This is a genomic window from Micromonospora noduli (assembly GCF_003264475.1).
In the GTDB taxonomy this organism is placed as follows: Bacteria; Actinomycetota; Actinomycetes; order Mycobacteriales; family Micromonosporaceae; genus Micromonospora; species Micromonospora noduli.
This window is the reverse complement of record NZ_PYAC01000001.1, coordinates 574,037-595,296: the sequence shown is the minus strand read 5'-3', so window position 1 is coordinate 595,296 and position 21,260 is coordinate 574,037. Positions and strand designations below refer to the sequence as shown.

Here is a 21,260-nt window from a genome sequence, read left to right as displayed (position 1 = left end):
GCGCCCGCCCCCAAGTAGAGGGGACGGGCGCTTCGCTGTGCGGCCTCCGTCAGCCCACCACCGACCGCAGTGGCACCTTGGCGGCATTCAGCGCGCGTACCAGATCACGCGCGAACGGGTGTTCGTCCACCTGGAGCCCCTGCGGGTTCGGGATCACGACGTACGCCGAACCGTTCTTCTCGGACGCCTGCGCGTCGGCGGTGAAGCGTTCGACGATCGCCCTGGTGCGGGCCAAATCGCCGGCCGCCACCTGGATGGTGATCGGCCGCCAGCCGCCGCCCAGGTCCGGCGGCACCGGCGCGGCGGCGGCGCTGGCGCGCGCCGCGTCGACGCCGGCCGGACGCCGGGCGTCGGGCGCGGCGGTCGCCGGGTAGAGCAGCGCGTTGGCGACCAGGTGCAGGCCATTTTCGTTGTACGCGCGGAAGAGCGGATTGAACGCGAACAGCACCGCCCGACCGGCGCCGGTCGGCTCGTCGACGACGGCTGCCGTGCCCTTCAGCGTCTCCGCCCCGACTGTGAAACCGTTGGCCCAGAAGGTGTCACCCGTCGGGTAGGTGAGCACGTTCGTCCCGGTGGTGCTCGGTGTGAGGATCGGGTCGCTGTTGTTGAACTCGAAGTCCTCCGCCGGGCGACCCAGCGCCACCGGGCTGTCCTGGTCGACGTCGACGCGCAGGTGCGAGCCGATCACCAAATAGTCCGCCGGCTTGGTCTTCTCAGTGGTCGAGGTGAGCCCGGCCGCCCGGGCCACCCGGGTGCCCTCGTTGCGCAGCCCGAGGTAGGTGTGGCCCTGGCTGATCCAGTTGCGCAGGTTGGCCTGCCCGGTGGCGGTGAGACCGCCGGTGGCGCTGCTGCCGTCCGGCACCAGCAGCACGGTACGCCCGGTGAACGTCTCGGTGTTGTCGTTGATGTCGGCAGTGGTGACCGGTGTGAGGTCGAGCCCCCACCGCTTGCCGAGCACGTAACGGGCCTCGCCGTGCGAGCCGGAGGTGGTGGAGATGCCGGTGCCCTGGAACAGCCCCACGTCGGGCAGGTCGAGGCGGGTGCCGGAGGGCCGACCACCCGGGGTGAGGCTGACCCCGAGGGATTCGGCCAGCCCGTCCACGGTCCGGCTCACAGTGGTGGCCGGGATGGCGACAGTGCTGGTCGTGAGGTCACGGACCAGGGGTACGCCACGGCCGAGCAGGCTGAAGGTGAACTCCGCGGCGGCGGCCGAGTCGAGCGGGTACGTGTACGAGCCCCAGGGCCACGCCGCACCGGTGCGACCGCCGGCGACCTTGCGCACCAGTTCGGCCCTCGGCCGGACGGTGTCTCCGGTGTAGATGGCGTTGATGCCCATCAGCAGCGGGTTGCTCCAGGACGACACGTCGTAGAAGTAGGGGAACGGGACGTACGGGTCCTCGCCCATGATGGCCTGGATCCAGTGCTTCTGCGGTTGGTCCATCGGAATCCAGTACGCGCCCTTGGGCACTGTCACGTTGGTGGCGCTGCGCCCACCGAAGACCCGCGCGGTGGGCACCCGGGTCGCCTTCTGCACCTCGTACACCTCGACGTCCATCCGGCGCAGCCGCTCGACGAGTTGGCGGACGTCGGCGAGCTGCCGGTCGGGCAGCAGGAAGTACGAGCGGATGGTGAGGTCCGGCACCGGGAACTGGACCTCGTTGGTGGGCTGCACCACCTCGTTCGGTTCGAGGGTGCCCGCCCTGCCCTGGGCGAGCGCGTCGGTCCAGATGTCGAAGTAGCCGTCCAGCACCTCGCGCTTGTTCGCGGCGGCCCAGCCGAGCGTCGACCACTGGGTGTGGAACTGCTGCTGGACCCGGTCGGCCACCGCCGACGCGCTGCCCTTCTCGTACGTCATGCCGGCCGCGCCGAAGCCGGTGGTCGGCACCGTGTCGCCGTAGCCCATGAAGAACATGTCGTACGTGTCGTAGTTGAAGTAGCACTCGGTGAAGGCGGTCTCGTCGCAGGCCCCGTTGAAGCCGAAGCCGGCCTTGTTGGCCTCGCCGATGCGGTTGATCCAGTCCACCGCCTCGCCGGCGATCTCGTGGTGGATCGGGTCGGCGTTGGGCGGGAAGAAGTACTGCCGGCCGCCCATCTCGTGTGCGTCGATGAACACCTGCGGCGGGTAGCGGCGCAGCAGTTCGAGCTTGCCGTCGGTCTCCTGCTGGGTGCGGGCGAACCAGTCCCGGTTCAGGTCGAAGCCGAACTCGTTCTGCCGGCGGGTCGCGTCGCGGCCGTCCGGGTTCTGGGTGGGGACGATGATGGTGACCAGGTTGTCGTTGCGCTGGGCGACCGCGCAGGACAGGCCCGCCGCCAACTCGTACAGCGTCTTGAGCGCCGCGTCGGCACCGCTCTTCTCGCCGCCGTGCACGTTCGCGGTGACCCAGACGATGGCTGGGCTGTCCTTCGCCGTCCGGGCGGCCGTTCGCGCGCTGGTCCGGCGCGGGTCGCGCAGGTCCCGGATGTCGTCGGCGATCTCGCGTAACGCGGCGGGCCGCACGTGGCGTTCGTTGGACACCACCGCGTACGGCAACGGCTGGCCGAGCACGCTGGTGGTCATCACGCCGGTGACGACCCGGTTGGAGGCGCGGTCGACCGCCCCGAGGTAGGTCCGGACCTCGTCGTTGGTGACGACCCGCTCCTGCCCGGCGCCGAGCGGGAAGCCGAGCAAATTCTCCGGAGTGGGCACCGTGCCCAACCGGGCGGTCGGGTCGTCGCTGCACCGGGAGGGCGGGGCGGCGCTCGCGGTCGATGTGCCGCCGAGCAGGGGGACCATGCCGAGCAGGAGGGCGATCGTGGCGGCACTTGCCAGCCGCCTGGCGGGGACCATCCGGAACGGACGTGTCGATGGGGCCATGAGTCGTGTTTCCCTTCTCGGGAACAACCTCGCAGTGGCCGGAGCCTATGAACCGCCGATACGGCGGTCAAGGGTAGATCGATATTGCCGACTACTCGGCGTGCCGGTTCCGACGCGGACTGGCAGGATGGTGGCGTGGGCTTGTCGTCGTCTGGGAGGAGGAGCCGTGCCGGAGATGATCACGCTCTCGGTCTATCCGGATCTTCCGTCCGCCGATGCTCGGCGTTCGCTGGCGTCCTGGCTGCGCGCTGAGGATCGGCTGCGGGAGGGGGTGACCACGACGTCCCCCGACGGGATGTCGGCGGACACCACTGACGTCCTGCGGGTGGCGGCCAGCGACGCGGGCGCCGCCATGGTGTTGGTGCAGGCGATCGCCGGCTGGCTGACCCACCGCCGCGACGATGTGACGGTGAGACTCACCCGGCCCGACGGATGGTCGGCCGAGGTGGACGTGCACCGGGCTCGGGACATGGACCAGGTGACAGCGCTCATCGAGGCCGCGGTGCGCGCGGTGACACCCGCCCAACGGTGAACGACCCGCCGCCGGCCGAGAGGTCGGCCGGCGACGGGTCGGGTGGCGCAGGTACGGCTACCAGGTGGTCAGGCCGAGGCCGATCGTCTTGGTCAGCGTGGCGTTGTCGTCGTCGCCGTCGAGCGACCAGATCATGGCGCCGGCCAGGCCGGCCCGTCGGATGTAGAGCATCTTCTGCATCACGACCGCCGGATCGTCGTACGTCCACAACGTCGTACCGTCGAACAACCAGGCGTGCCCGGCGCGCAGGTCGCGGTGCACTGTGTAGCCGTTACCGGCCAGGGTCTTCAGCTTCTTGTAGTCCTCGTACCCGGCCTCGAAGGTGGCCGGCGCGGGCCCGGTGGCCGGCTGGAACAGGCCGTTGCCGCCGCCGGTGATGCCGGTCCAGCCGCGACCGTAGTAGGGGATGCCGAGCACGAGCTTGTCCCGCGGCGCGCCGCGGGCGATCCACCCGTCGATGGCCACCTCGACGGAGAAGTCCGGGTTGTCCGGGGCGCCCGCCGGAACACGCAGCGCCGACTGCTGGTTGGCCCGCGCGTCCCAGCCGCCGTGGAAGTCGTACCCCTGCACTGTGGCGAAGTCCAGGTACTTGAAGATCTTGCGGCCCTCGTAGCCGGCGTCCATGGTGGCCGGGCTGGCCGGCAGGAACGCGGTCAGCGGGTGGTGCGCGCGGGTCGTGCGACCGTACGCGTCGAGCTGCCGGCGGAACTCGGCGAGCAGTTTGGTGAAGTTCTCCCGGTCCTCCGGGCGGATGACGTTGCCGGGCTCACCCTCCCAGTTGGGCCACTCCCAGTCGAGGTCGATGCCGTCGAAGACGCCGGCCCCGGCGCCCGGGCCACCGGCGGCGCCGTCACCGCCGGGCAGGTTCCCCTTGAGGTAGAGGTCGATGCAGGACGTGACGAACGCCTTGCGGGAGGCGTCGGTGCGGGCCGCGTTCGAGAAGTACGTCGACCAGCTCCAGCCGCCCAGCGAGATCAGCACCTTCAGTTTGGGGTGCTTGGCCTTGAGCTTGGCGAGCTGGCCGAAGTTGCCGTTGAGCGCCTGGCCCGGTGCGTCCGCGACGCCGTCGACGCTCTCCTCGGCCGGGACGGGACGCTGGTAGTCGGCCCAGGCGTCGCCCTCGCCCGGCCCACCGTCCACGTAGCAGCGGCCGTCCTCGCTGACGTTGCCGAAGGCGTAGTTGAGGTGGGTGAGGCGGCTCGCCGCCCCGGAGGTTTCGAGCTTCTTGACCGGGAAGGCCCGGCCGTAGATGCCCCACTGGGTGAAGTAGCCGACCCGGTGGTAACCGGTGCGGCGCTGCTGGTTGTCGCCCGCGCTGGCGGCGCTGGGCGGGGCGGCGGTGAACAGCAGGGCCGCCAGGGTGACCACGGCGGTGAGACGGCGGTGGCGGAATGGTCGCATCGGCACACTCCCACGAGGCATCAAGCAGAATTAGTAAAGAGACTTATCTGATTGATGAAGTTAAGCCGATCACCGTCCGGGGTCAAGAGCGTCCAGCCACATGGGGGATTGTTGCGGCGTTACCCGGTGGTAACGATGTTGTGCCATGGACTCCGCCCTGACTCTGATCGGCCTGCCCATCGCCCTCGGCATCATCATGCTCGGTCTGGGTCTCGGACTGACAATGGCGGACTTCCGCCGGGTGGCCCAGCATCCACGCGCCGCCGTCATCGCCCTGGTGTGCCAGGTGCTGGTGCTGCCGGCGCTCTGCTTCTGCCTCGTCCTCGCGTTCGACCTGGCACCCGAGCTGGCCGTCGGCATGATGCTGCTGGCCGCCTCACCGGGCGGCACCACTGCCAACCTCTACAGCCACCTGTTCGGCGGGCACGTGGCCCTGAACATCACCCTGACCGCCATCAACTCGGTGCTCGCCGTGTTCACCCTGCCGATCCTGGTCAACCTGTCGGCGGCGTACTTCCTGCCCGACGGCAGGAGTATCGGCCTACAGTTCGACAAGGTGCTCCAGGTCTTCGCCATCGTGCTCGTCCCGGTCGCGATCGGCATGCTCATCCGGGCCCGGCTGCCGCACCTGGCCGAGCGGCTGAACCGCCCGGTCCGGATCCTCTCCGTCGTCGTGCTCGTCGCGGTGATCGCCGGGGCCGTGCTCGGTGAGCGGGAGAACATCGCCGACTACTTCGTCTCGGTCGGCCTGGCAGTCCTCGCGTTCAACCTGCTCAGCCTCGCCATCGGGTACGGGGTGCCGCGGCTCGCCGGTATCGACCGGAGCGCCGCGACGGCGGCCGGTTTCGAGATCGGCATCCACAACAGCACCCTCGCCATCACGATCGCGCTCAGCCCGGCGCTGCTCAACAGCACCCAGATGGCGATCCCGGGCGCCGTCTACGGCATCGTCATGTTCTTCACCGCGGCGGCCTTCGGCTACCTGGTGACCCGCGTCGGCGCCCGGTCCACCACCGCCCTGACGCCCTGACGGCTGGTGCCCCTGTCGCCCCGACGGCAGCCGTCAGGGCGACAGGTCGGGCGGCAACGGTCAGCCGACCTGGTTGTTGTCCTTCTGCGCGCCCCAACCGTGCCAGCGGTCGATCTCGATCAGGGCACTGACCCGGGCACGTTCCCGGCGTGGGTACGCGTTGCCCGTGTAATGCTTCGACAGCCGGTCGATGTCCGCGAGACCCTCGTCGGGGCGCAGCTCGGTGACGTGCCCGATGATGCTGACGTGGGTGTACCAGCCGGCCTCGTCGAGCACGGTGAGAGACACCCGGGGGTCGTTGCGGACATGCTCCAGCCGGCGGCGGCTCTCGTCCATGTTCACCAGGATCCGGCCGTCCTCCCACAGGTACCAGGTGGCGGCGGACACCGGCTGGCCACCATTGCGAAGGGTGGTCATGACGGCGGGGTTCGGCTTCTGGAGCATGGCGACCGCGGCCTCGGGAAGCGGTGGCTTGGACATGAAGTCTCCTCGTCGCGACAACGTTTACCCCTGCACGTTACGCACCCGCCCGCCCCGATCATGGTGCTACAGGTACATCGCGCGGTCAGCCGAGCCAGCGGCCGTCACGCATGACGACGCGTCCCTTCAGCTCGTTCGCCTCCCGCCAGGCCTGGATGCGCTGCGGTCGGATCAGAAAGTACTGGTAGGGCTCGTCGAGACCGCTCGGGTCGAAGCCCGTCTTGGTCGCGAACGCATCACCCGTATCCGGGCCGAGGTCGGCGATGTCCACCGGCTCGGCGATGCCGTCGACGATGACGACGTCGCGCGTCGGCCCGAGGCTGAGTCGTACCCGGCCATCCGCCACCAGGTTGCGGCCGGTGACCGAGGCGCGCGGCGTTGAGACGAGGAAGGAGGTCCCGTCCCAGAGAAACGAGAGTGGGATGAGGTGTACGCCCCCGGGGGAGCCCGCCGTCGCGACCCAGAGGTCGATGTCGCTCTCCAGTCTGGCGCGAGTGTCCCGAAGCCTCTGCTCAAGCCCACGCGGCGCAACGTCCGTCATGCTTCCTCCGGTCACTTCGCGGTCGCCAGCGATGCGGCTTCCCAGGCGAACCCGTCCGGGTCGGTGAAATGCCCGCCGTCGCCGCCGATCGTGAGTCGGTGCGACCCGGTGCCGTCGGGGGCGACGCCGACGTCCTTGGCGAGGGCACGACGTCGGTACAGCGCCAGCTTCACGGGGCTGGACCCGGCAACGAACTCGACGTACATGCGGCCGAAGCTCTTCGCCACGGCAAGGCCGCGCTCGACGTAGAACCGCTTGCTCGCAGCCACGTCCGCGACTCCGAGCAGGAGCACGATCTCGTCGATCTGCCGGGTAGCCGGGCCGCTGTCCTTCTTCGCCGAGGTTGCGATCTTCCAGATCGTTCCGTCCGGGGCTTGCACGACACCGCCGTAGCCCCAGAGCGACTTCGCGGCAGGCTTCAGCGACGTGGCACCGGCGTCCAGGGCGGCGCCGATGAGGCCGTTGACGGTGGCCGGCTGGGACACCGTGAGCGCCAGCGTGAACCCACGGAAGCCGCTTGTCGGTGCGTCCGAGGCCCGCAGGCGAATCTGCTTGTCCAGACCGAAGGCGGCGGTGTAGAAGCGCTGGGCAGCTGCGGGGTCGGCCACGTCGAGGGTGACGGATGCGATGGATGTCATGCCGATCACGCTATTTGCGGCCGGGCGACCGGCGCTTCTTGATTCCTGACCGGTCTCGTCAGCTGTCCCGAACGGCGCACACGAGGACCGGGCGGCTCAGGGAAGCTCTTGGATGCGGACCAGGTTGCCGGCGGGGTCGCGGAAGGCGCAGTCGCGGATGCCGTACGGCTGTTCGGTCGGCTCCTGGACGACCTCGGCGTCGCCGGCCTGCACCTTCTCGAAGGTGGTGTCGAGGTCCCGCGTGGCCAGCAGGATCCAGCCGTAGGTGCCCTTGGCCATCATCTCGGTGATGGTGCGGCGCTCGTCCTCGGTGGCCCCGGGGTCCGCGGCCGGCGGCGCCAGGAGGATGGACGTGCCGGGCTGGTCGGCGGGGCCGACCGTGATCCAGCGCATCGTGCCCTGACCGACGTCGCTACGGACCTCGAAGCCGAGGGCGTCGCGGTAGAAGGCCAGGGAGGCGTCCGGGTCGGTGTGCGGCAGGGAGCACGTGTGAATCGTGATGTCCATGTCGATCATGCTAGGGGTAACGCCGTACCCGCGTGTGCGTGCCCGTTTGCCCCCGGCGAAGATGTGGTCATGAGCAATTCCGCACTGCCCAGGCGTGTCGTCGTCACCGGTGCCACCGGCAAGCTCGGCCGTGCCGTTGTCGCCCACCTGCGCGCCGTGGGCGTCGACGTGCTGGCGGTGGACCGCGCCGGTGGCCGCGACCCACGCGACGTGAACGGCGAGTTCCTGCTGGTCGACCTGACCGACTACGGGCAGGTGGTGGAGGCGTTCACCGGGGGTGCCGACGAGCACGCGGGTGACGTCGACGCGGTCGTGCATCTCGCGGCGGTTCCGGCCCCCGGGCTGATGTCGAACGCGGCCACCTTCGCGAACAACTCCGCCGCCACGTACAACGTGTTCGCCGCGGCCCGGGCGGCCGGAATCAAGCGGGTCGTGTGGGCGTCGAGCGAGACGGTGCTCGGGCTGCCGTTCGACAACCCGCCGCCGTACGCGCCGGTCGACGAGGAGTACGCGCCACGGCCCGAGTCGACGTACTCGTTGAACAAGGCCCTGGAGGAGGAGATGGCCCGGCACTTCTGCCGGTGGGACCCGGAGCTGGTCATGGTGGGGTTGCGTTTCTCCAACGTCATGGACGTCGAGGACTACGCGCCGTTTCCCTCGTTCGACGCCGACCCGCAGCTGCGGCGGTGGAACCTGTGGGGCTACATCGACGCCCGCGACGGGGCCCAGGCGGTCGAGCGCGCCCTCGCGCACGACCAGCCCGGTGCCGACGTCTTCGTCATCGCCAACGCCGACACCGTCATGAGCAGGTCCAGCGCCAGCTTGATGGCCGAGGTCTACCCGGGCGTCGAGATCCGTAAGGAGCTGGGTGAGCACGAGACGCTGCTCAGCATCGACAAGGCCCGCCGGGTGCTGGGGTACGAGCCGCAGCACTCCTGGCGGGACCACGTCGACGTGCTGTAGGTCAGCGCGCCGCCTGGTAGGCGCGGCCGACGGCGGTGGCCGTGCTGCCGGTACGGAACAGGCCGGTCTGGTCCTTGTCCGTGGCGGGCAGGCCGAACCACGCGTACCGCTGTAGCCAGGACAGGCCACCCAGCATCCGGGTCGCCGCGGTGAGGAACGCGGCCTGCTGTGCCTGGGTGGGGAAGCGGACGCCGTTGGAGAAGTCGATCAGGGCGAACTCGGTGAGCCAGATCGGCAGCTCGTACCGGTCGTGCACGGCCTGGAGGTACGACCCGAGCTGGTTGACGGCGTTGGCGGTGGTGAAGTCGCCGCCGTACCAGTGCAGGGCGATGAAGTCGACGCGGTAGCCGCGTTGCTTCGCCCCGGCCATGAACCGGTCGAGCCATTCGCCCGGCCGGTCGCCGCCCCAGGCCACCGCCGGGCTACCCAGCGGAAGGCCGGTGGCCTGCAACTGCGGCCACAGCTCCAACGCCTGCTCGACGGTCATCTCCGCCTGACCCTTCAGGTCCGGCTCGTTGAACCCGAGCAGGTGGCGGCCGTTCTTCTTGGCCTGTTGCAGGTTGGTGGCGGTGACGCTCTTCGCCCCCCAGATCATCGGGACGAACTCGGCGCCCTTCGGGCTGGTGACGCCCGGGTGGGCCACGTCCCAGGTGTAGTACCAACTCGCCCCGGAGTTGGCCAGCGCCTGGCTGACGCCGTCGAAGGTCCACACCCCGACGCCCTTGCGCTTCGAGGTCGCCGTCGGGGCCGCCGGGGCGACCGGACGTCCCGTTGTCGGCTTCGCCGTCGGCGTCGGCGTCGGGGTCGCTACCGCCGGGCTCGTCGTGGCGGCGGGCGTGGTCGCGCTGGGTGCGCCGGGCTGCGGGCTCGTGGGCGGCGGTGCGTCGAGCGCCTGCGTCGCCGCCGGGGCGGGCGTCGGCCCGGTGGGCTGCACCACGACGATCACACCGGTCACCAGCACGGCGACCACGGCGGCCACGAGGAGCGGCCACAGCAGACGCTGCGCAGCGATCGGAAGGCGGGCGAGCAGACCGCGTCGGGGTTCCGCGTGGGCGCCTCGGGTGACCCCTGGTGTGACGGCTCCATCCGGCCCGGTTCCGCGCATCGTCTCGACTCCTCGTGTGGTCGTACCGCTACCGTCGTGGGACTGGCGGAAAGATCCGCTACAGCCTCCCCTCAGGAGACTGACCGGTCGTACCGGGATAACAGTTTCCACCGCTGGTGTTGGCCGTCGATCACCACACGTTCGCCGGGATCGGATTCATAGTCGTCAACGTCTTCACTTGACCACAACGAGCGCGTAGCCTACCTGAAACGATTCATCAACCCGGAGGCCGACCCCTGCCGCCACACCGTGCAGAGAAGAATGAGGGCCAGGAATGATGCGCATGTCGCGGCGTCACGCCGCACTTTCCGCACTTCTCGTGCTGCTGCTTGGCCTGACACCGATGGTGGCACCGCACTCGTCGGCCGCCGCACCGGCCGCCGCAGCGTTGACGGCGACCGACCTGACCGCCGAACGGGCCACCGTGCCGATCGGCCTGGACGTGGCGCGACCCCGACTCGGCTGGCGGATCGACGCCACCACCCGGAGCGTCGTCCAGGAGTCCTACCAGGTACGTGTCGCCACCAGCGCGGACCGCCTCGGTGCCCCCGACGTCTGGGACAGCGGCCGGGTCCGGTCGCGGCAGAGCACCCTCGTCCCGTACGCCGGGCCGGCCCTGCGGCCACGGACCCGCTACGCCTGGCAGGTCCAGGTCTGGGACACCGCCGGCAACGCCTCCGGGTGGAGCACGCCGACATTCTGGGAAACCGGCGTGCAGGGTGGCGCGGGCTGGCAGGCCGACTGGATCGGGCTGCCCTCGCCCACCGAATCCTGGGCCGACTACACGGTGCAGACGACGGTCCGACTGGAACGCGACGCGGCCGGGATCTTCCTGCGTGCCCGGGGCGCGGGCAACGCGTACATGTGGCAGTTCTCCATCACCGGCGGCAGCGCCAAGCTGCGCCCGCACGTACGGGTCAACGGTGCCTGGACCGTGCTCAAGGAGGTACCGCTCGGCGGTGTCGTACCGGCCGACAGGCTGACGACGCCGCACACAGTGCGCATCACGGCGGCCGGGAACACCATCACCACCTGGGTCGACGGGACCCAGGTCGACGTCACCACCAGCACCGCGCACCAGGCCGGCTCGGTCGGCCTGCGGACCAACGGGCTGGAATCCGGTGTCTTCTCCGCCTTCTCGGTGACCAGCGGCGGTCAGACGCTCTTCGCGGCTCCGCTCACCGACGGAGTGAACCCGTTCGGGGCCGGCACGGCCACCGCGGCCGGGCTGCGGGTCGGCGGCGACACCGAGGCCATGCTCGTCGCGCTGGACGCGAACCCGCTGCTGCGCCGGGGCTTCCGGGTCGACGGTACGGTCGCCCGGGCCAGGATCTACGCCACCGCGCTCGGTGTCTACCAGCTCTCCCTCAACGGCCAGCGGGTCGGCGACCACGAGCTGGCACCCGGCTGGACCGACTACCACAAGCGGGTGCAGTACCAGACGTACGACGTGACCGGCCAGCTCCGCCCGGGCGACAACGCCCTCGGCGCCCTGCTCGGCGATGGTTGGTACGCGGGCAGCATCGCCTGGTTCGGCACCGACAACTACGGCTCCCGGCCGCACCTGAGCGCGCAACTGCGCATCGACTACACCGACGGTCGCAGCGCGACGGTCAACACCGACGGTTCGTGGCGCGCCACGGCCGGGCCGTTCCTGCAGAGCGACCTGATCCACGGCGAGACCTACGACGCGCGGCGGTTGCCGGCCGGCTGGAACCAGCCCGGGTTCAACGACTCCGGCTGGAAGCCCGCCACCGTCGACGCCGTCGACGCCACCGACAAGATCGTTGCCCAGGTCGACCCACCGGTGCGGGTCACGCAGGAGTTGCCGGCCCGGGTGCTGACCCAGCCCACCCCCGGCACCTGGATCTTCGACCTCGGCCAGAACATGGTCGGCAAGGTGCGGCTGAGGGTCAACGGCCCGGCCGGTACGACGGTCCGGGTCCGGCACGCCGAGGTGCTCAACCCGAACGGCACCGCGTACACCGCCAACCTGCGTACGGCCCGAGCCACCGACCTCTACACAGTGCGCGGCGGCGGTGCCGAGGTCTACGAGCCGACCTTCACCTTCCACGGCTTCCGGTACGTCGAGCTGACCGGCTATCCGGGCACCCCCGACCTGTCCTCGGTCACGGGCCTGGTGATGCACACCGACGGGGAGCTGACCAGCGAGTTCCAAACCTCCAACGCCATGGTGAACCGGCTGCACAGCAACATCACCTGGGGACAGCGCGGCAACTTCCTGTCCATCCCGACCGACACCCCGGCCCGCGACGAGCGGCTCGGCTGGACCGGCGACATCAACGTCTTCGCCAACACCGCGACGTTCAACATGGACAGCCTGACGTTCCTCAGCAAGTGGTTGCAGGACCTGCGTGACGCGCAGTCGGCAAACGGCGCGTACCCCGACGTCGCGCCGCGCGCCTGCTGCGGGGACGGTGCGACGGGCTGGGCGGACGCCGGGATCACCGTGCCGTACGCGTTGTGGCAGCGCTACGGCGACACCCGGGTGGTCGAGGAGCACTACGCGTCGATGGTGCGGTACGCGTCCTGGCTGGAGAGCACCAGCTCGGGCAACCTGCGGACCAACGCCGGCCCGTACCTCGACTGGCTCAACCTCGACGATCCGACACCGGCCGGGGTGGTCGGCACCGCCTACTACGCGTACAGCATCCGGCTGCTGGGGGAGTTGGCCGCCGCCATCGGGCGCGAGGCCGACGCGACCCGCTACGCGGCGCTGTCCAGGGCCATCGCCCAGGCGTTCGTCAACACCTACGTCGCGGCCGACGGCACCGTGCAGGGCGACAGCCAGACCGGCTACGTGCTGGCCATCGGCATGGGCCTGCTGACCGACCCGCTGCGGGCCAGGGCCGCCGACCGGCTGGTCGCCAACGTGCAACGGCACGACTGGCACCTCTCCACCGGCTTCCTCGGCACTCCGGACCTGCTGCCGGCGCTGACCGCCACCGGACATCTCGACGTCGCCTACCGGCTGCTGCTCAACGACACCTACCCGTCCTGGGGTTACGAGATCGCCAGAGGTGCGACCACGATCTGGGAGCGCTGGGACTCGATCAGACCCGACGGCAGCTTCGGCGACGTGGGGATGAACTCCTTCAACCACTACGCGTACGGCGCTGTGGGCGACTGGATGTACCGGACGGTGGCCGGCATCCAGCCCGACGCCGCCAACCCGGGATACGCGCACGTCACCTTCGCCCCCCAGCCGGGTGGCAACCTCACCTCTGCCAAGGCGTCGTACCGCTCGGCGTACGGGACGATCGGCAGCGACTGGGACCTCGACGCGCGCGGTGACATGCGGCTGCGGGTCACAGTGCCGGCGAACACCACGGCGACGGTGCGCTTCCCGGCGCCCGGACGCGAGGCGGTCACCGAGGGCGGCCGGCCGGCGGAGCAGGCCGACGGGGTGCGGTTCGTGCGGATGGACGGCGCGGTCGCCGTGTACGAGATCGGGTCTGGTTCGTACTCCTTCGCGGTCGTCCCACCGACGGGCGCCTCCGATCACGTCGACCTCGGCGTCGCGGCGTCCGAGCAGGCGCACCGCCTCACCGCCTCCACCTACTCGGGCACCAGCACCGAGGCCGGGCTGACCCGCCGGTACACCGACGTGACCCGCCCGGGCGGTTGGTTCGAGTTCGATCTCGCGGTCCGGCCCGGTGAGCCGTTCGCGCTGCGCCAGGTCGAGACGTACGACGGGCCTCAGCTCAAGGACTACCAGGTGATCGTGGACGGGGTGGTGGCGCACACCCGCTCGTGGCAGCGCACGGCAGGCGGCCCCGGCACTGTCAGCTACCAGTTCGTCGTCAACCTGCCGGACGCCACCCGGGACGGCGTCGTGCGGGTGCGGTACCAGGACACCGGCACCGGCTACGACCCGTCGATCGCCGACGTCTGGGCGATGCCCGGCCCGGCGGCCTGAGCCGGCCGGGCACCCGCGGGTTCGTGAATCAGCGTCGGGTGCGTCGGGGCTGGTCGCTGGATCGGCGGACGACCAGCTCGGGCTGGAAGACCACGTGCCGGTGCCGGTGCGTGTCGCCGGAATCGGCCTCGTCCAGCAGTAGCTCCGCCGCGGTGCGGCCGAGCTGGTCGCGCGGCTGGCGTACCGACGACAGCGGCACCGCCGCCGCGTCGGCGAACTCGATGTCGTCGTAGCCGACGATGGCCACGTCGGCCGGCACCCGCAGCCCACGCGCGGTCAGTTCCTGGAGTACGCCGAGAGCGAGCAGGTCGTTGGCGCAGAACACGGCGGTGGGGCGCTGCCGGGCCGGTAGGGCCAGCAGCTCCTCGGCGGCACGTCGGCCGGCGGCGACGGTCAGGCTGCCGGTGACAGCCACCAGGAGTTCTGCGGTGCCGCCGCGTTCCTTCAGCGCTGCGGCGGCTCCGGCGTGCCGGTCGGCGACCTGGGCGATGGAGACCGGGCCACCGAGGTAGGCGATGCGCTGGTGCCCCTGGTCCAGCAGGTGGTCCATGGCGAGTCGGCCACCGAGGACGTCGTCGACCGCCACCGAGCAGCGGTTCGCGCGGCCCGTGCCCCGGTCCACCAGCACCACCGGGATGCCCCTGTCGATGAGCTTGTCCAGGTTGGGCTGGGGGCCGTGACCGACCGGGGTGATGAGGACGCCCCGGACCCGCTGCTCCTCCAGCAACTCGAGGTGGCGGCGTTCCCGGGCGCTGTCCTCGCCACTGTTGCAGACGACGAGCATGGCGCCGGCTTCCTCGATCACCTGTTCGGCGCCCCGCACGACGTCGGTGAAGAACGGGTTGGCCACGTCCAGCACCACTATGGCGACGGTGCGACTGTGCCCGGCACGTAGTTGACGCGCGGAGTCGTTGCGGACGTAACCGAGGGTGGTGATGGCGTCGAGCACCCGCTGGCGGGTGGCGGGGGCGACCGTGTCGGGCCGGTTGAGCACGTTGCTCACGGTGCCGAGGGAGACGCCGGCGTGCCGGGCGACCTCCTTGATGTTCGCCGTTGCCATGACTCCCTCGATGCCTGGTGCGGTGGTCGCGGCCCGCGCCGACCGGTCCGCCCGGCAGTCTATAGCGGCTAAAACGGTTCATCTATTCGCCTCGGTGTGGCAACAAGCAAGAAATGACAGTGAAACTCTTGACGCTCTCGAAGACCGGCCCATACGGTCCATGTCGATGCGTGAAACGATTCAGGAGGAGGTCGCATGACCGCCGAAGCACCGGACACGGACCGCGCTCCGCTGCTGGTACTCGACGGCGTGACGAAGTCCTTCGGGGCCGTCGCCGCGCTGCGCGGGGTGCACCTGGCGCTGCACTCCGGCGAGGCGCACGCCCTGGTCGGTGAGAACGGAGCCGGCAAGTCCACACTGGTGAAGATCCTGGCCGGCGCGCACGACCGAGACTCCGGCGAGATGACCCTCGACGGGCAGCCGCTGCGCCTACGCGGCCCCGGCGACGCCCGGGCCGCCGGCATCGCCGTCATCTACCAGGAGCCGACGCTCTTCCCGGACCTGTCGGTGGCGGAGAACATCTTCATGGGCCGGCAACCGCTTCGCGGTCTACGCCGCATCGACACCGCGACGATGAACCGCGACGCGGCGGCGCTCTTCCAACGGCTGGGCGTCCGGATCGACCCGACCCGACCCGCTCGCGGGCTCTCCATCGCCGACCAGCAACTCGTGGAGATCGCCAAGGCGATCTCCTTCGATGCCCGGGTCCTGGTCATGGACGAGCCCACCGCAGCGCTGTCCGGTGTGGAGGTCGAGCGTCTGTTCGCGGTCACCCGGTCGCTCTGCGAGCGCGGGGCCGCGGTGCTGTTCATCTCGCACCGGTTCGACGAGGTGTTCGACCTGTGCCACCGCATCACAGTGCTCCGTGACGGCGCCTGGGTCTCCAGCGACGCCGCCACCGACCTCACCGTCGACGAGGTGGTGCGGCGCATGGTCGGTCGGGACGTCTCCTCGCTCTACCCGAAGCAGGACGCCGAGTTGCGGGACACGCTGCTGGAGGTCCGTGGGCTGACCCGGACCGGGGTCTTCGCCGACGTGTCGTTCTCCGTCCGGGGTGGGGAGATCGTCGCCCTCGCCGGGCTGGTCGGTGCCGGGCGCAGCGAGGTCGCCCGGGCCGTGTTCGGCGTCGACCGCTACGACACGGGTGCGGTGCTGGTGGCCGGCCGGGCCGTACCGGCCGGGAACCCGGGCCGGGCGATCGCCGCCGGCATGGCGCTGGTCCCCGAGGACCGTCGACAGCAGGGCCTGGTGATGGAGTTGTCGGTGGAACGCAACACCACCCTGGCCCGCCGCCGGGCACTGAGTCGGCTGGGTCTCCTGCTCGGTGGCGCCGAGCGGTCCGAGGCCCACCGCTGGACCCGGCGGCTACAGGTGAAGGGCGGCCGGCTCGGGGCCCCCGTGGCGACCCTCTCCGGAGGCAACCAGCAGAAGGTCGTACTCGCCAAGTGGCTGGCCACCGAACCACGGGTCCTGATCGTCGACGAACCCACCCGTGGCATCGACGTCGGGACCAAGGCCGAGGTGCACCGCCTGCTCTCCGAGTTGGCCGGCGAAGGTCTGGCCATCGTGATGATCAGCAGTGAACTGCCCGAGGTGCTCGGGATGGCCGACCGGGTTCTCGTCATGCACGAGGGGCGGCTGGTCCGCGAGCTGTCCCGGGCCGAGGCGGACGAAACCTCGATCATGTTCGCCGCCACCGGTCAAGGAGCAGTCGCGTGAGCCCCACCGACGCCGAAGCGCCAGTCCAGACCGCCGGGCGCGCCCCGACCGACCCCGGCCGGCGGCGCCGTGGCCTCACCGAGCGGCTGCTGGCCGTACGCGAGCTGAGCCTGCTGATCGCGCTCGGCCTGCTGGTACTGGTCACGACGCTGCGCAACGACCGATTCCTGAGCGGTCAGAGCGTCAAGGACCTCCTGCTGGGCTGCGCGATCCTGGTGATCCTGGCGGTCGGCCAGACCCTGGTCATCGTCACCCGCAACGTCGACCTCTCCGTCGGCTCGATCCTGGGCCTGGTCGCCTTCGCCACCGGCACGCTGTTCGTCTCCGCCCCCGGCACCCCGTGGCCGGTGGCGCTCGTCCTGGGTATCGCGTTGGGCGCGCTGTGCGGGGTCGTCAACGGCGGCCTGATCGCGGTGGCCCGGGTGCCCGCGCTGGTCATCACCCTCGGCACCCTCTACGCCTTCCGGGGCATCGACTACTACTGGGCGTCCGGGCGGCAGATCAACGCCGCCGACATGCCACAGTCGTTCCTGCGGCTGGGCAACCAGACGGTGCTCGGCGTACCCGTGCTCTTCCTCGTCGCAGTGGGCGTCGTGGCCGTCATCGGTTTCTACCTGCGGTCCTACCGGAGCGGCCGGGAGCTCTACGCGATCGGTTCCGAACCGGCCGCGGCGCGCCTCTCCGGCATCCCGGTGGGGCGGCGGGTCTTCGCCGTCTTCGTGGCCAACGGCGCCCTCGCTGGCCTCGCCGGCGTCCTGTACGCGGCCCGGTTCGGCACCCTGGACGCGGCCGCCGGGACCGGGCTGGAGCTCCAGGTCGTCGCCGCTGCCGTGGTTGGCGGAGTGGCGATCTTCGGCGGCAGCGGCAGCGCGTACGGCGCGGCGCTCGGCGCCGTGCTGCTGACCACGATCGGCAGCTCGCTCGCCGTTCTGCGCATCGACCCGTTCTGGCAGCAGGCCGTGGTCGGCGCACTCATCCTTGCCGCCATCGGGTTGGACCGGCTCCTGGCCCTGCGGGTGGCGGCCCGGCTCCGAGGGAGAAGCGCCCATGGCGCATGACAGCCTGTACGCGGCACCGCCCACCACCGAGGCCGAGCCCGGCGCGGGCCGCATCGCCAGCCTGCGCGGGCTGCTCGGGTCCTGGGACGCGGTGATCGTCGCCGCTCTCGTGGTTGTCGTGCTGCTCGCCGGCCTGACCGTGGAAAATTTCGCCACCGGCCGCAATGCCCAGTTCCTGCTGCTGGACCTGGTGCCGCTGGCGCTCATCGCGCTACCGATGACCCTGATCGTGATCACCGGCGAGATCGACCTCTCAGTCGCCAGCATGGTGGGCCTGAGCAGCACCCTGATGGGTCAGCTCTGGCTCTCCAGCGGGCTGTCCCTGGAGTTGATCTGCGTCCTCGTGGTGCTGCTCGGCGCCGTGCTCGGCGCGGTGAACGGCCTCTTCGTCACCGGCTTCGGCCTGCCGTCGCTGGCGGTCACCATCGGCACGCTCGCCCTCTACCGCGGCCTGTCCTTCGTCGTGCTCGGCGACCAGGCCGTCGCAGACTTCCCCGCCGACTGGACGACCGCCATGGTGCGCGCCATCCCCGGCACCTCCGTTCCGGTCGTCATCGTGCCGCTGCTGCTGCTCGCGGTGGTGTTCGCGGTCGTGCTGCACGCCACACCGGCCGGCCGTGCGCTCTACGCCATGGGCAACAACGACCAGGCCGCCACGTTCACCGGCGTCTCGGTCGCCCGGACGAAGTTCTGGCTCTTCGTGGTCTCGGGTGCCGTCTGTGGGCTGGTCGGCATCTTCTGGACCCTGCGCTACGCCAGCGCCCGGGGCGACAACGCCACCGGCCTGGAGTTGACAGTGGTGACCGCTGTCCTGCTCGGCGGTGTGTCGATCTTCGGGGGTCGGGGTGGTCTGCTCGGTGTGCTGGCCGGCGTGCTGCTCCTCGGAGTCCTGCGCAACGCGCTGCAACTAGCCGACGTCGACGCCAACGCGCTGACGATCGTCACCGGCACTCTGCTCATCGCATCCGTCGTACTGCCCAACGCCGTCGCGGACCTCCGCGTCCGGCTGCACCGTCGACGACAGCGGCAGCCCGCCGGGTCGTGACGTTCCCCCGCGCACCAACCACCCCCGGAAGGATGACGATGTCCGCGTACCGCAGAGGGCTCCGCGTCGGGGCCACCAGCCTCACTCTCGTCGCACTGCTGCTCAGCGCCACGGCCTGTGGCGGCACCACCCGGGACGACACCGACAACGACGCCGGTGCCGGCAACCAGGCCGGGGGCGCCGCCAATCCCAACGCCGCTCTCCGGGAAGGACTCAAGATCGCCTTCCTGCCGAAGCAGCTCAACAACCCGTACTTCACGGTCTCGGACAACGGCGGCAAGGACGCGGTCACCGAGATCAAGGGTGAGTTCAAGGAGGTCGGTCCCTCCGAGGCCAGCGCCTCGTCCCAGGTCAGCTACATCAACACCCTGTCCCAGCAGGGCATGGACGTGATCGTCACCTCGGCCAACGACCCGAACGCGATCTGCGGGGCGCTGAACCAGGCGAAGGCGGCCGGCGCGAAGATCGTCACCTTCGACTCGGACACCAAGCCGGAGTGCCGCCAGGTCTTCGTCAACCAGGTCACCGCCGAGGGCATCGCCGAGAACCAGGTCAAGCTCATCTCGGAGCAGATCGGTGGTGCCGGCGAGATCGCGATCCTCTCCGCCACCGCCAACGCGACCAACCAGAACGCCTGGATCGCGTTGATGAAGACCGAGCTGGCGAAGCCCGAGTACAGCAAGATCAAGCTGGTCACCGTGGCGTACGGCAACGACGACGACCAGAAGTCCTTCCAGGAGACCCAGGGCCTGCTGCAGTCGTACCCGAACCTCAAGGGCATCATCTCGCCCACCACCGTCGGTGTCGCCGCCGCCGCCCGCTACCTCAGCGGGTCGCAGTACAAGGGCAAGGTCAAGCTGACCGGCCTGGGCACGCCGAACCAGATGCGCCAGTACGTCAAGGACGGCACTGTCGACGCGTTCGCCCTGTGGAGCCCGGCCGACCTCGGCTACCTCGCCGCGTACACCGGTGCGGCCCTGGCCTCCGGTCAGATCACCGGCGCCGAGGGCGACAAGTTCAAGGCCGGCAAGCTCGGCGAGTTCACCGTCGCCAAGGACGGGGTGGTCATCCTCGGCCCGCCCACCGTGTTCGACAAGAACAACATCGACCAGTTCCAGTTCTGAGCGCCCTTCCGGTCGGTGCCGGCGCACGCCGTGCACCGACCGGGGAGCCGACGGGAGAGACACCATGACGCTGCCCGACACGCAGACCCTCGAACGGGTCAGGCAGGCCCTGCGGTCCCAGCGGATCGAGACGCCATCCTGGGCGTACGCCAACTCTGGAACCCGGTTCAAGGTCTTCCCGCAGGAGGGGGTGCCGCGTAACCCGTACGAGAAGGTCGCCGACGCGGCGGTCGTACACCAGCTCACCGGCATCGCACCCACTGTGGCGCTGCACATCCCGTGGGACCGGGTCGACGACTACGCCGAGCTGGCCGCGTACGCGGCGGAGCGCGGCGTCGCCCTGGGCGCGATCAACGCCAACGTCTTTCAGGACAACGACTACAAGCTGGGCAGCGTCACCAACCCCGATCCGGGGGTACGCCGCAAGGCCGTCGACCACCTGCTCGAGTGTGTGGACATCATGGACCGCACCGGATCCCGCGACCTGAAGCTCTGGTTCTCCGACGGCACCAACTACCCGGGCCAGGACGACATCCGCACCCGGCAGGACCGGCTCGCGGCGGCGCTGCGCGAGACGTACGACCGGCTCGGCGACGACCAGCGGCTGCTGCTGGAGTACAAGCTGTTCGAGCCGGCGTTCTACAGCACCGACGTGCCGGACTGGGGCACCGCGTACGCGCACTGCCTGGAACTGGGGCCGAAGGCGCAGGTGGTCATCGACACCGGGCACCACGCCCCCGGTACGAACATCGAGTTCATCGTCGCGTTCCTACTGCGGGCCGGCAAGCTCGGCGCGTTCGACTTCAACTCACGCTTCTACGCCGACGACGATCTGATGGTCGGTTCGGCGGACCCGTTCCAGCTGTTCCGGATCATGTACGAGATCGTCCGTGGCGACGCACTGGCGCCGGAAGCCGGCATCGCCTTCATGCTCGACCAGTGCCACAACATCGAGGCGAAGATCCCCGCCATCATCCGCTCGGTGCTCAACGTGCAGGAGGCCACGGCGAAGGCCCTCCTCGTCGACGCGAACGCGTTGGCCGCCGCACAGCGCAGCGGCGACGTGCTCGCCGCGAACGCCGTGCTGATGGACGCGTACAACAGCGACGTCCGACCGCTGCTCGCCGACCTGCGCGCGGAGGTTGGCCTGGATCCGGACCCGATGGCCGCGTACGCCCGCTCCGGCTACTTCGAGCGGATCCGCGCCGAACGCGCTGGCGGCCAACAGGCCGGCTGGGGCGCCTGATCGCCACCCAGATTCGC

Annotated in this window: 17 protein-coding genes; 9 read left to right on the top strand and 8 right to left on the bottom strand. The window is 70.2% G+C overall.

What is annotated here, in order from left to right:
• Window positions 1–49 precede the first annotated feature (49 nt).
• Entirely contained in the window at window positions 50–2,854 is a 2,805-nt protein-coding gene (locus tag MED15_RS34475; protein ID WP_112734704.1) for a M14 family zinc carboxypeptidase, read from the bottom strand.
• Between the two features lie 175 nt (window positions 2,855–3,029).
• Between MED15_RS34475 and MED15_RS02515 the strand changes: the two genes are divergently transcribed.
• On the top strand, window positions 3,030–3,386 hold the full coding sequence (locus tag MED15_RS02515) for an effector-associated constant component EACC1 (protein WP_244220380.1): 357 nt from the start codon (window positions 3,030–3,032) through the stop codon (window positions 3,384–3,386).
• A 57-nt stretch (window positions 3,387–3,443) separates the two neighbouring features.
• On the opposite strand, the gene MED15_RS02510 is transcribed toward MED15_RS02515, so the two are convergent.
• On the bottom strand, window positions 3,444–4,787 hold the full coding sequence (locus MED15_RS02510; RefSeq protein WP_112734702.1) for a glycoside hydrolase family 18 protein: 1,344 nt from the start codon (window positions 4,785–4,787) through the stop codon (window positions 3,444–3,446).
• A gap of 145 nt (window positions 4,788–4,932) precedes the next feature.
• Between MED15_RS02510 and MED15_RS02505 the strand changes: the two genes are divergently transcribed.
• Window positions 4,933–5,817 (top strand): bile acid:sodium symporter family protein, encoded by an 885-nt coding sequence (locus MED15_RS02505; protein WP_112605335.1) that lies wholly within the window; start codon window positions 4,933–4,935, stop codon window positions 5,815–5,817.
• A gap of 60 nt (window positions 5,818–5,877) precedes the next feature.
• Here MED15_RS02505 and MED15_RS02500 read toward each other — a convergent pair whose 3' ends face one another.
• The 4 genes from MED15_RS02500 to MED15_RS02485 form a co-directional block, all read right to left on the bottom strand.
• Window positions 5,878–6,297: a PPOX class F420-dependent oxidoreductase gene (locus tag MED15_RS02500; protein ID WP_030337921.1), complete on the bottom strand. Its 420-nt coding sequence runs from the start codon at window positions 6,295–6,297 to the stop codon at window positions 5,878–5,880.
• 85 nt (window positions 6,298–6,382) lie between these two features.
• Window positions 6,383–6,838 carry a pyridoxamine 5'-phosphate oxidase family protein gene (locus MED15_RS02495; RefSeq protein WP_112605332.1) on the bottom strand — a complete coding sequence of 152 codons (456 nt, stop codon included), beginning with the start codon at window positions 6,836–6,838 and terminating at the stop codon, window positions 6,383–6,385.
• Window positions 6,839–6,849: 11 nt separating this feature from the next.
• Entirely contained in the window at window positions 6,850–7,476 is a 627-nt protein-coding gene (locus MED15_RS02490) for a VOC family protein (protein WP_112605356.1), read from the bottom strand.
• Window positions 7,477–7,572: 96 nt separating this feature from the next.
• Window positions 7,573–7,983, bottom strand: coding sequence for a VOC family protein (locus MED15_RS02485; protein WP_112605330.1), 411 nt, complete (start codon window positions 7,981–7,983; stop codon window positions 7,573–7,575).
• Between the two features lie 69 nt (window positions 7,984–8,052).
• On the opposite strand from MED15_RS02485, the gene MED15_RS02480 reads away from it, so the two are divergent.
• Window positions 8,053–8,946 carry an NAD-dependent epimerase/dehydratase family protein gene (locus tag MED15_RS02480; RefSeq protein WP_112605327.1) on the top strand — a complete coding sequence of 298 codons (894 nt, stop codon included), beginning with the start codon at window positions 8,053–8,055 and terminating at the stop codon, window positions 8,944–8,946.
• Between the two features lies 1 nt (window position 8,947).
• Here the strand turns inward: MED15_RS02480 and MED15_RS34470 are convergent, their stop codons facing one another.
• Window positions 8,948–10,051: a glycoside hydrolase family protein gene (locus MED15_RS34470; protein WP_112605324.1), complete on the bottom strand. Its 1,104-nt coding sequence runs from the start codon at window positions 10,049–10,051 to the stop codon at window positions 8,948–8,950.
• 283 nt (window positions 10,052–10,334) lie between these two features.
• On the opposite strand from MED15_RS34470, the gene MED15_RS02470 reads away from it, so the two are divergent.
• Window positions 10,335–13,991 (top strand): alpha-L-rhamnosidase, encoded by a 3,657-nt coding sequence (locus tag MED15_RS02470; protein WP_112734701.1) that lies wholly within the window; start codon window positions 10,335–10,337, stop codon window positions 13,989–13,991.
• A gap of 28 nt (window positions 13,992–14,019) precedes the next feature.
• Here MED15_RS02470 and MED15_RS02465 read toward each other — a convergent pair whose 3' ends face one another.
• Window positions 14,020–15,051 carry a LacI family DNA-binding transcriptional regulator gene (locus MED15_RS02465; RefSeq protein WP_112734700.1) on the bottom strand — a complete coding sequence of 344 codons (1,032 nt, stop codon included), beginning with the start codon at window positions 15,049–15,051 and terminating at the stop codon, window positions 14,020–14,022.
• A 195-nt stretch (window positions 15,052–15,246) separates the two neighbouring features.
• On the opposite strand from MED15_RS02465, the gene MED15_RS02460 reads away from it, so the two are divergent.
• From MED15_RS02460 to rhaI, 5 genes are all read left to right on the top strand, one after another.
• A complete protein-coding gene (locus MED15_RS02460; RefSeq protein WP_112734699.1) occupies window positions 15,247–16,770 on the top strand; it encodes a sugar ABC transporter ATP-binding protein in 1,524 nt (507 codons plus the stop codon).
• A complete protein-coding gene (locus tag MED15_RS02455) occupies window positions 16,767–17,828 on the top strand; it encodes an ABC transporter permease (RefSeq protein ID WP_112605312.1) in 1,062 nt (353 codons plus the stop codon). Before MED15_RS02460 ends, MED15_RS02455 begins: the two co-directional genes overlap by 4 nt.
• A complete protein-coding gene (locus tag MED15_RS02450) occupies window positions 17,818–18,873 on the top strand; it encodes an ABC transporter permease (protein WP_112734698.1) in 1,056 nt (351 codons plus the stop codon). The genes MED15_RS02455 and MED15_RS02450 overlap by 11 nt, the downstream gene beginning before the upstream one ends.
• Before the next feature lie 38 nt (window positions 18,874–18,911).
• A complete protein-coding gene (gene rhaS, locus MED15_RS02445) occupies window positions 18,912–19,997 on the top strand; it encodes a rhamnose ABC transporter substrate-binding protein (protein WP_112730572.1) in 1,086 nt (361 codons plus the stop codon).
• A gap of 64 nt (window positions 19,998–20,061) precedes the next feature.
• Window positions 20,062–21,243, top strand: a complete 1,182-nt coding sequence (gene rhaI, locus MED15_RS02440; protein ID WP_112730574.1) for an L-rhamnose isomerase — start codon at window positions 20,062–20,064, stop codon at window positions 21,241–21,243.
• The last annotated feature ends 17 nt before the right edge of the window (window positions 21,244–21,260 follow it).

Excerpts from the sequence above, each read along its gene's own strand:
- MED15_RS02460 (WP_112734699.1), top strand. The coding sequence starts at position 15,247 with ATGACCGCCGAAGCACCGGACACGGACCGCGCTCCGCTGCTGGTACTC.
- MED15_RS02465 (WP_112734700.1), bottom strand. The coding sequence starts at position 15,051 with ATGGCAACGGCGAACATCAAGGAGGTCGCCCGGCACGCCGGCGTCTCC.
- MED15_RS02480 (WP_112605327.1), top strand. The coding sequence starts at position 8,053 with ATGAGCAATTCCGCACTGCCCAGGCGTGTCGTCGTCACCGGTGCCACC.
- MED15_RS02505 (WP_112605335.1), top strand. The coding sequence starts at position 4,933 with ATGGACTCCGCCCTGACTCTGATCGGCCTGCCCATCGCCCTCGGCATC.
- MED15_RS02500 (WP_030337921.1), bottom strand. The coding sequence starts at position 6,297 with ATGTCCAAGCCACCGCTTCCCGAGGCCGCGGTCGCCATGCTCCAGAAG.
- rhaS (WP_112730572.1), top strand. The coding sequence starts at position 18,912 with ATGTCCGCGTACCGCAGAGGGCTCCGCGTCGGGGCCACCAGCCTCACT.
- MED15_RS34470 (WP_112605324.1), bottom strand. The coding sequence starts at position 10,051 with ATGCGCGGAACCGGGCCGGATGGAGCCGTCACACCAGGGGTCACCCGA.
- rhaI (WP_112730574.1), top strand. The coding sequence starts at position 20,062 with ATGACGCTGCCCGACACGCAGACCCTCGAACGGGTCAGGCAGGCCCTG.
- MED15_RS02485 (WP_112605330.1), bottom strand. The coding sequence starts at position 7,983 with ATGGACATCACGATTCACACGTGCTCCCTGCCGCACACCGACCCGGAC.
- MED15_RS02510 (WP_112734702.1), bottom strand. The coding sequence starts at position 4,787 with ATGCGACCATTCCGCCACCGCCGTCTCACCGCCGTGGTCACCCTGGCG.
- MED15_RS02495 (WP_112605332.1), bottom strand. The coding sequence starts at position 6,838 with ATGACGGACGTTGCGCCGCGTGGGCTTGAGCAGAGGCTTCGGGACACT.
- MED15_RS34475 (WP_112734704.1), bottom strand. The coding sequence starts at position 2,854 with ATGGCCCCATCGACACGTCCGTTCCGGATGGTCCCCGCCAGGCGGCTG.
- MED15_RS02450 (WP_112734698.1), top strand. The coding sequence starts at position 17,818 with ATGGCGCATGACAGCCTGTACGCGGCACCGCCCACCACCGAGGCCGAG.
- MED15_RS02470 (WP_112734701.1), top strand. The coding sequence starts at position 10,335 with ATGTCGCGGCGTCACGCCGCACTTTCCGCACTTCTCGTGCTGCTGCTT.
- MED15_RS02515 (WP_244220380.1), top strand. The coding sequence starts at position 3,030 with ATGATCACGCTCTCGGTCTATCCGGATCTTCCGTCCGCCGATGCTCGG.
- MED15_RS02490 (WP_112605356.1), bottom strand. The coding sequence starts at position 7,476 with ATGACATCCATCGCATCCGTCACCCTCGACGTGGCCGACCCCGCAGCT.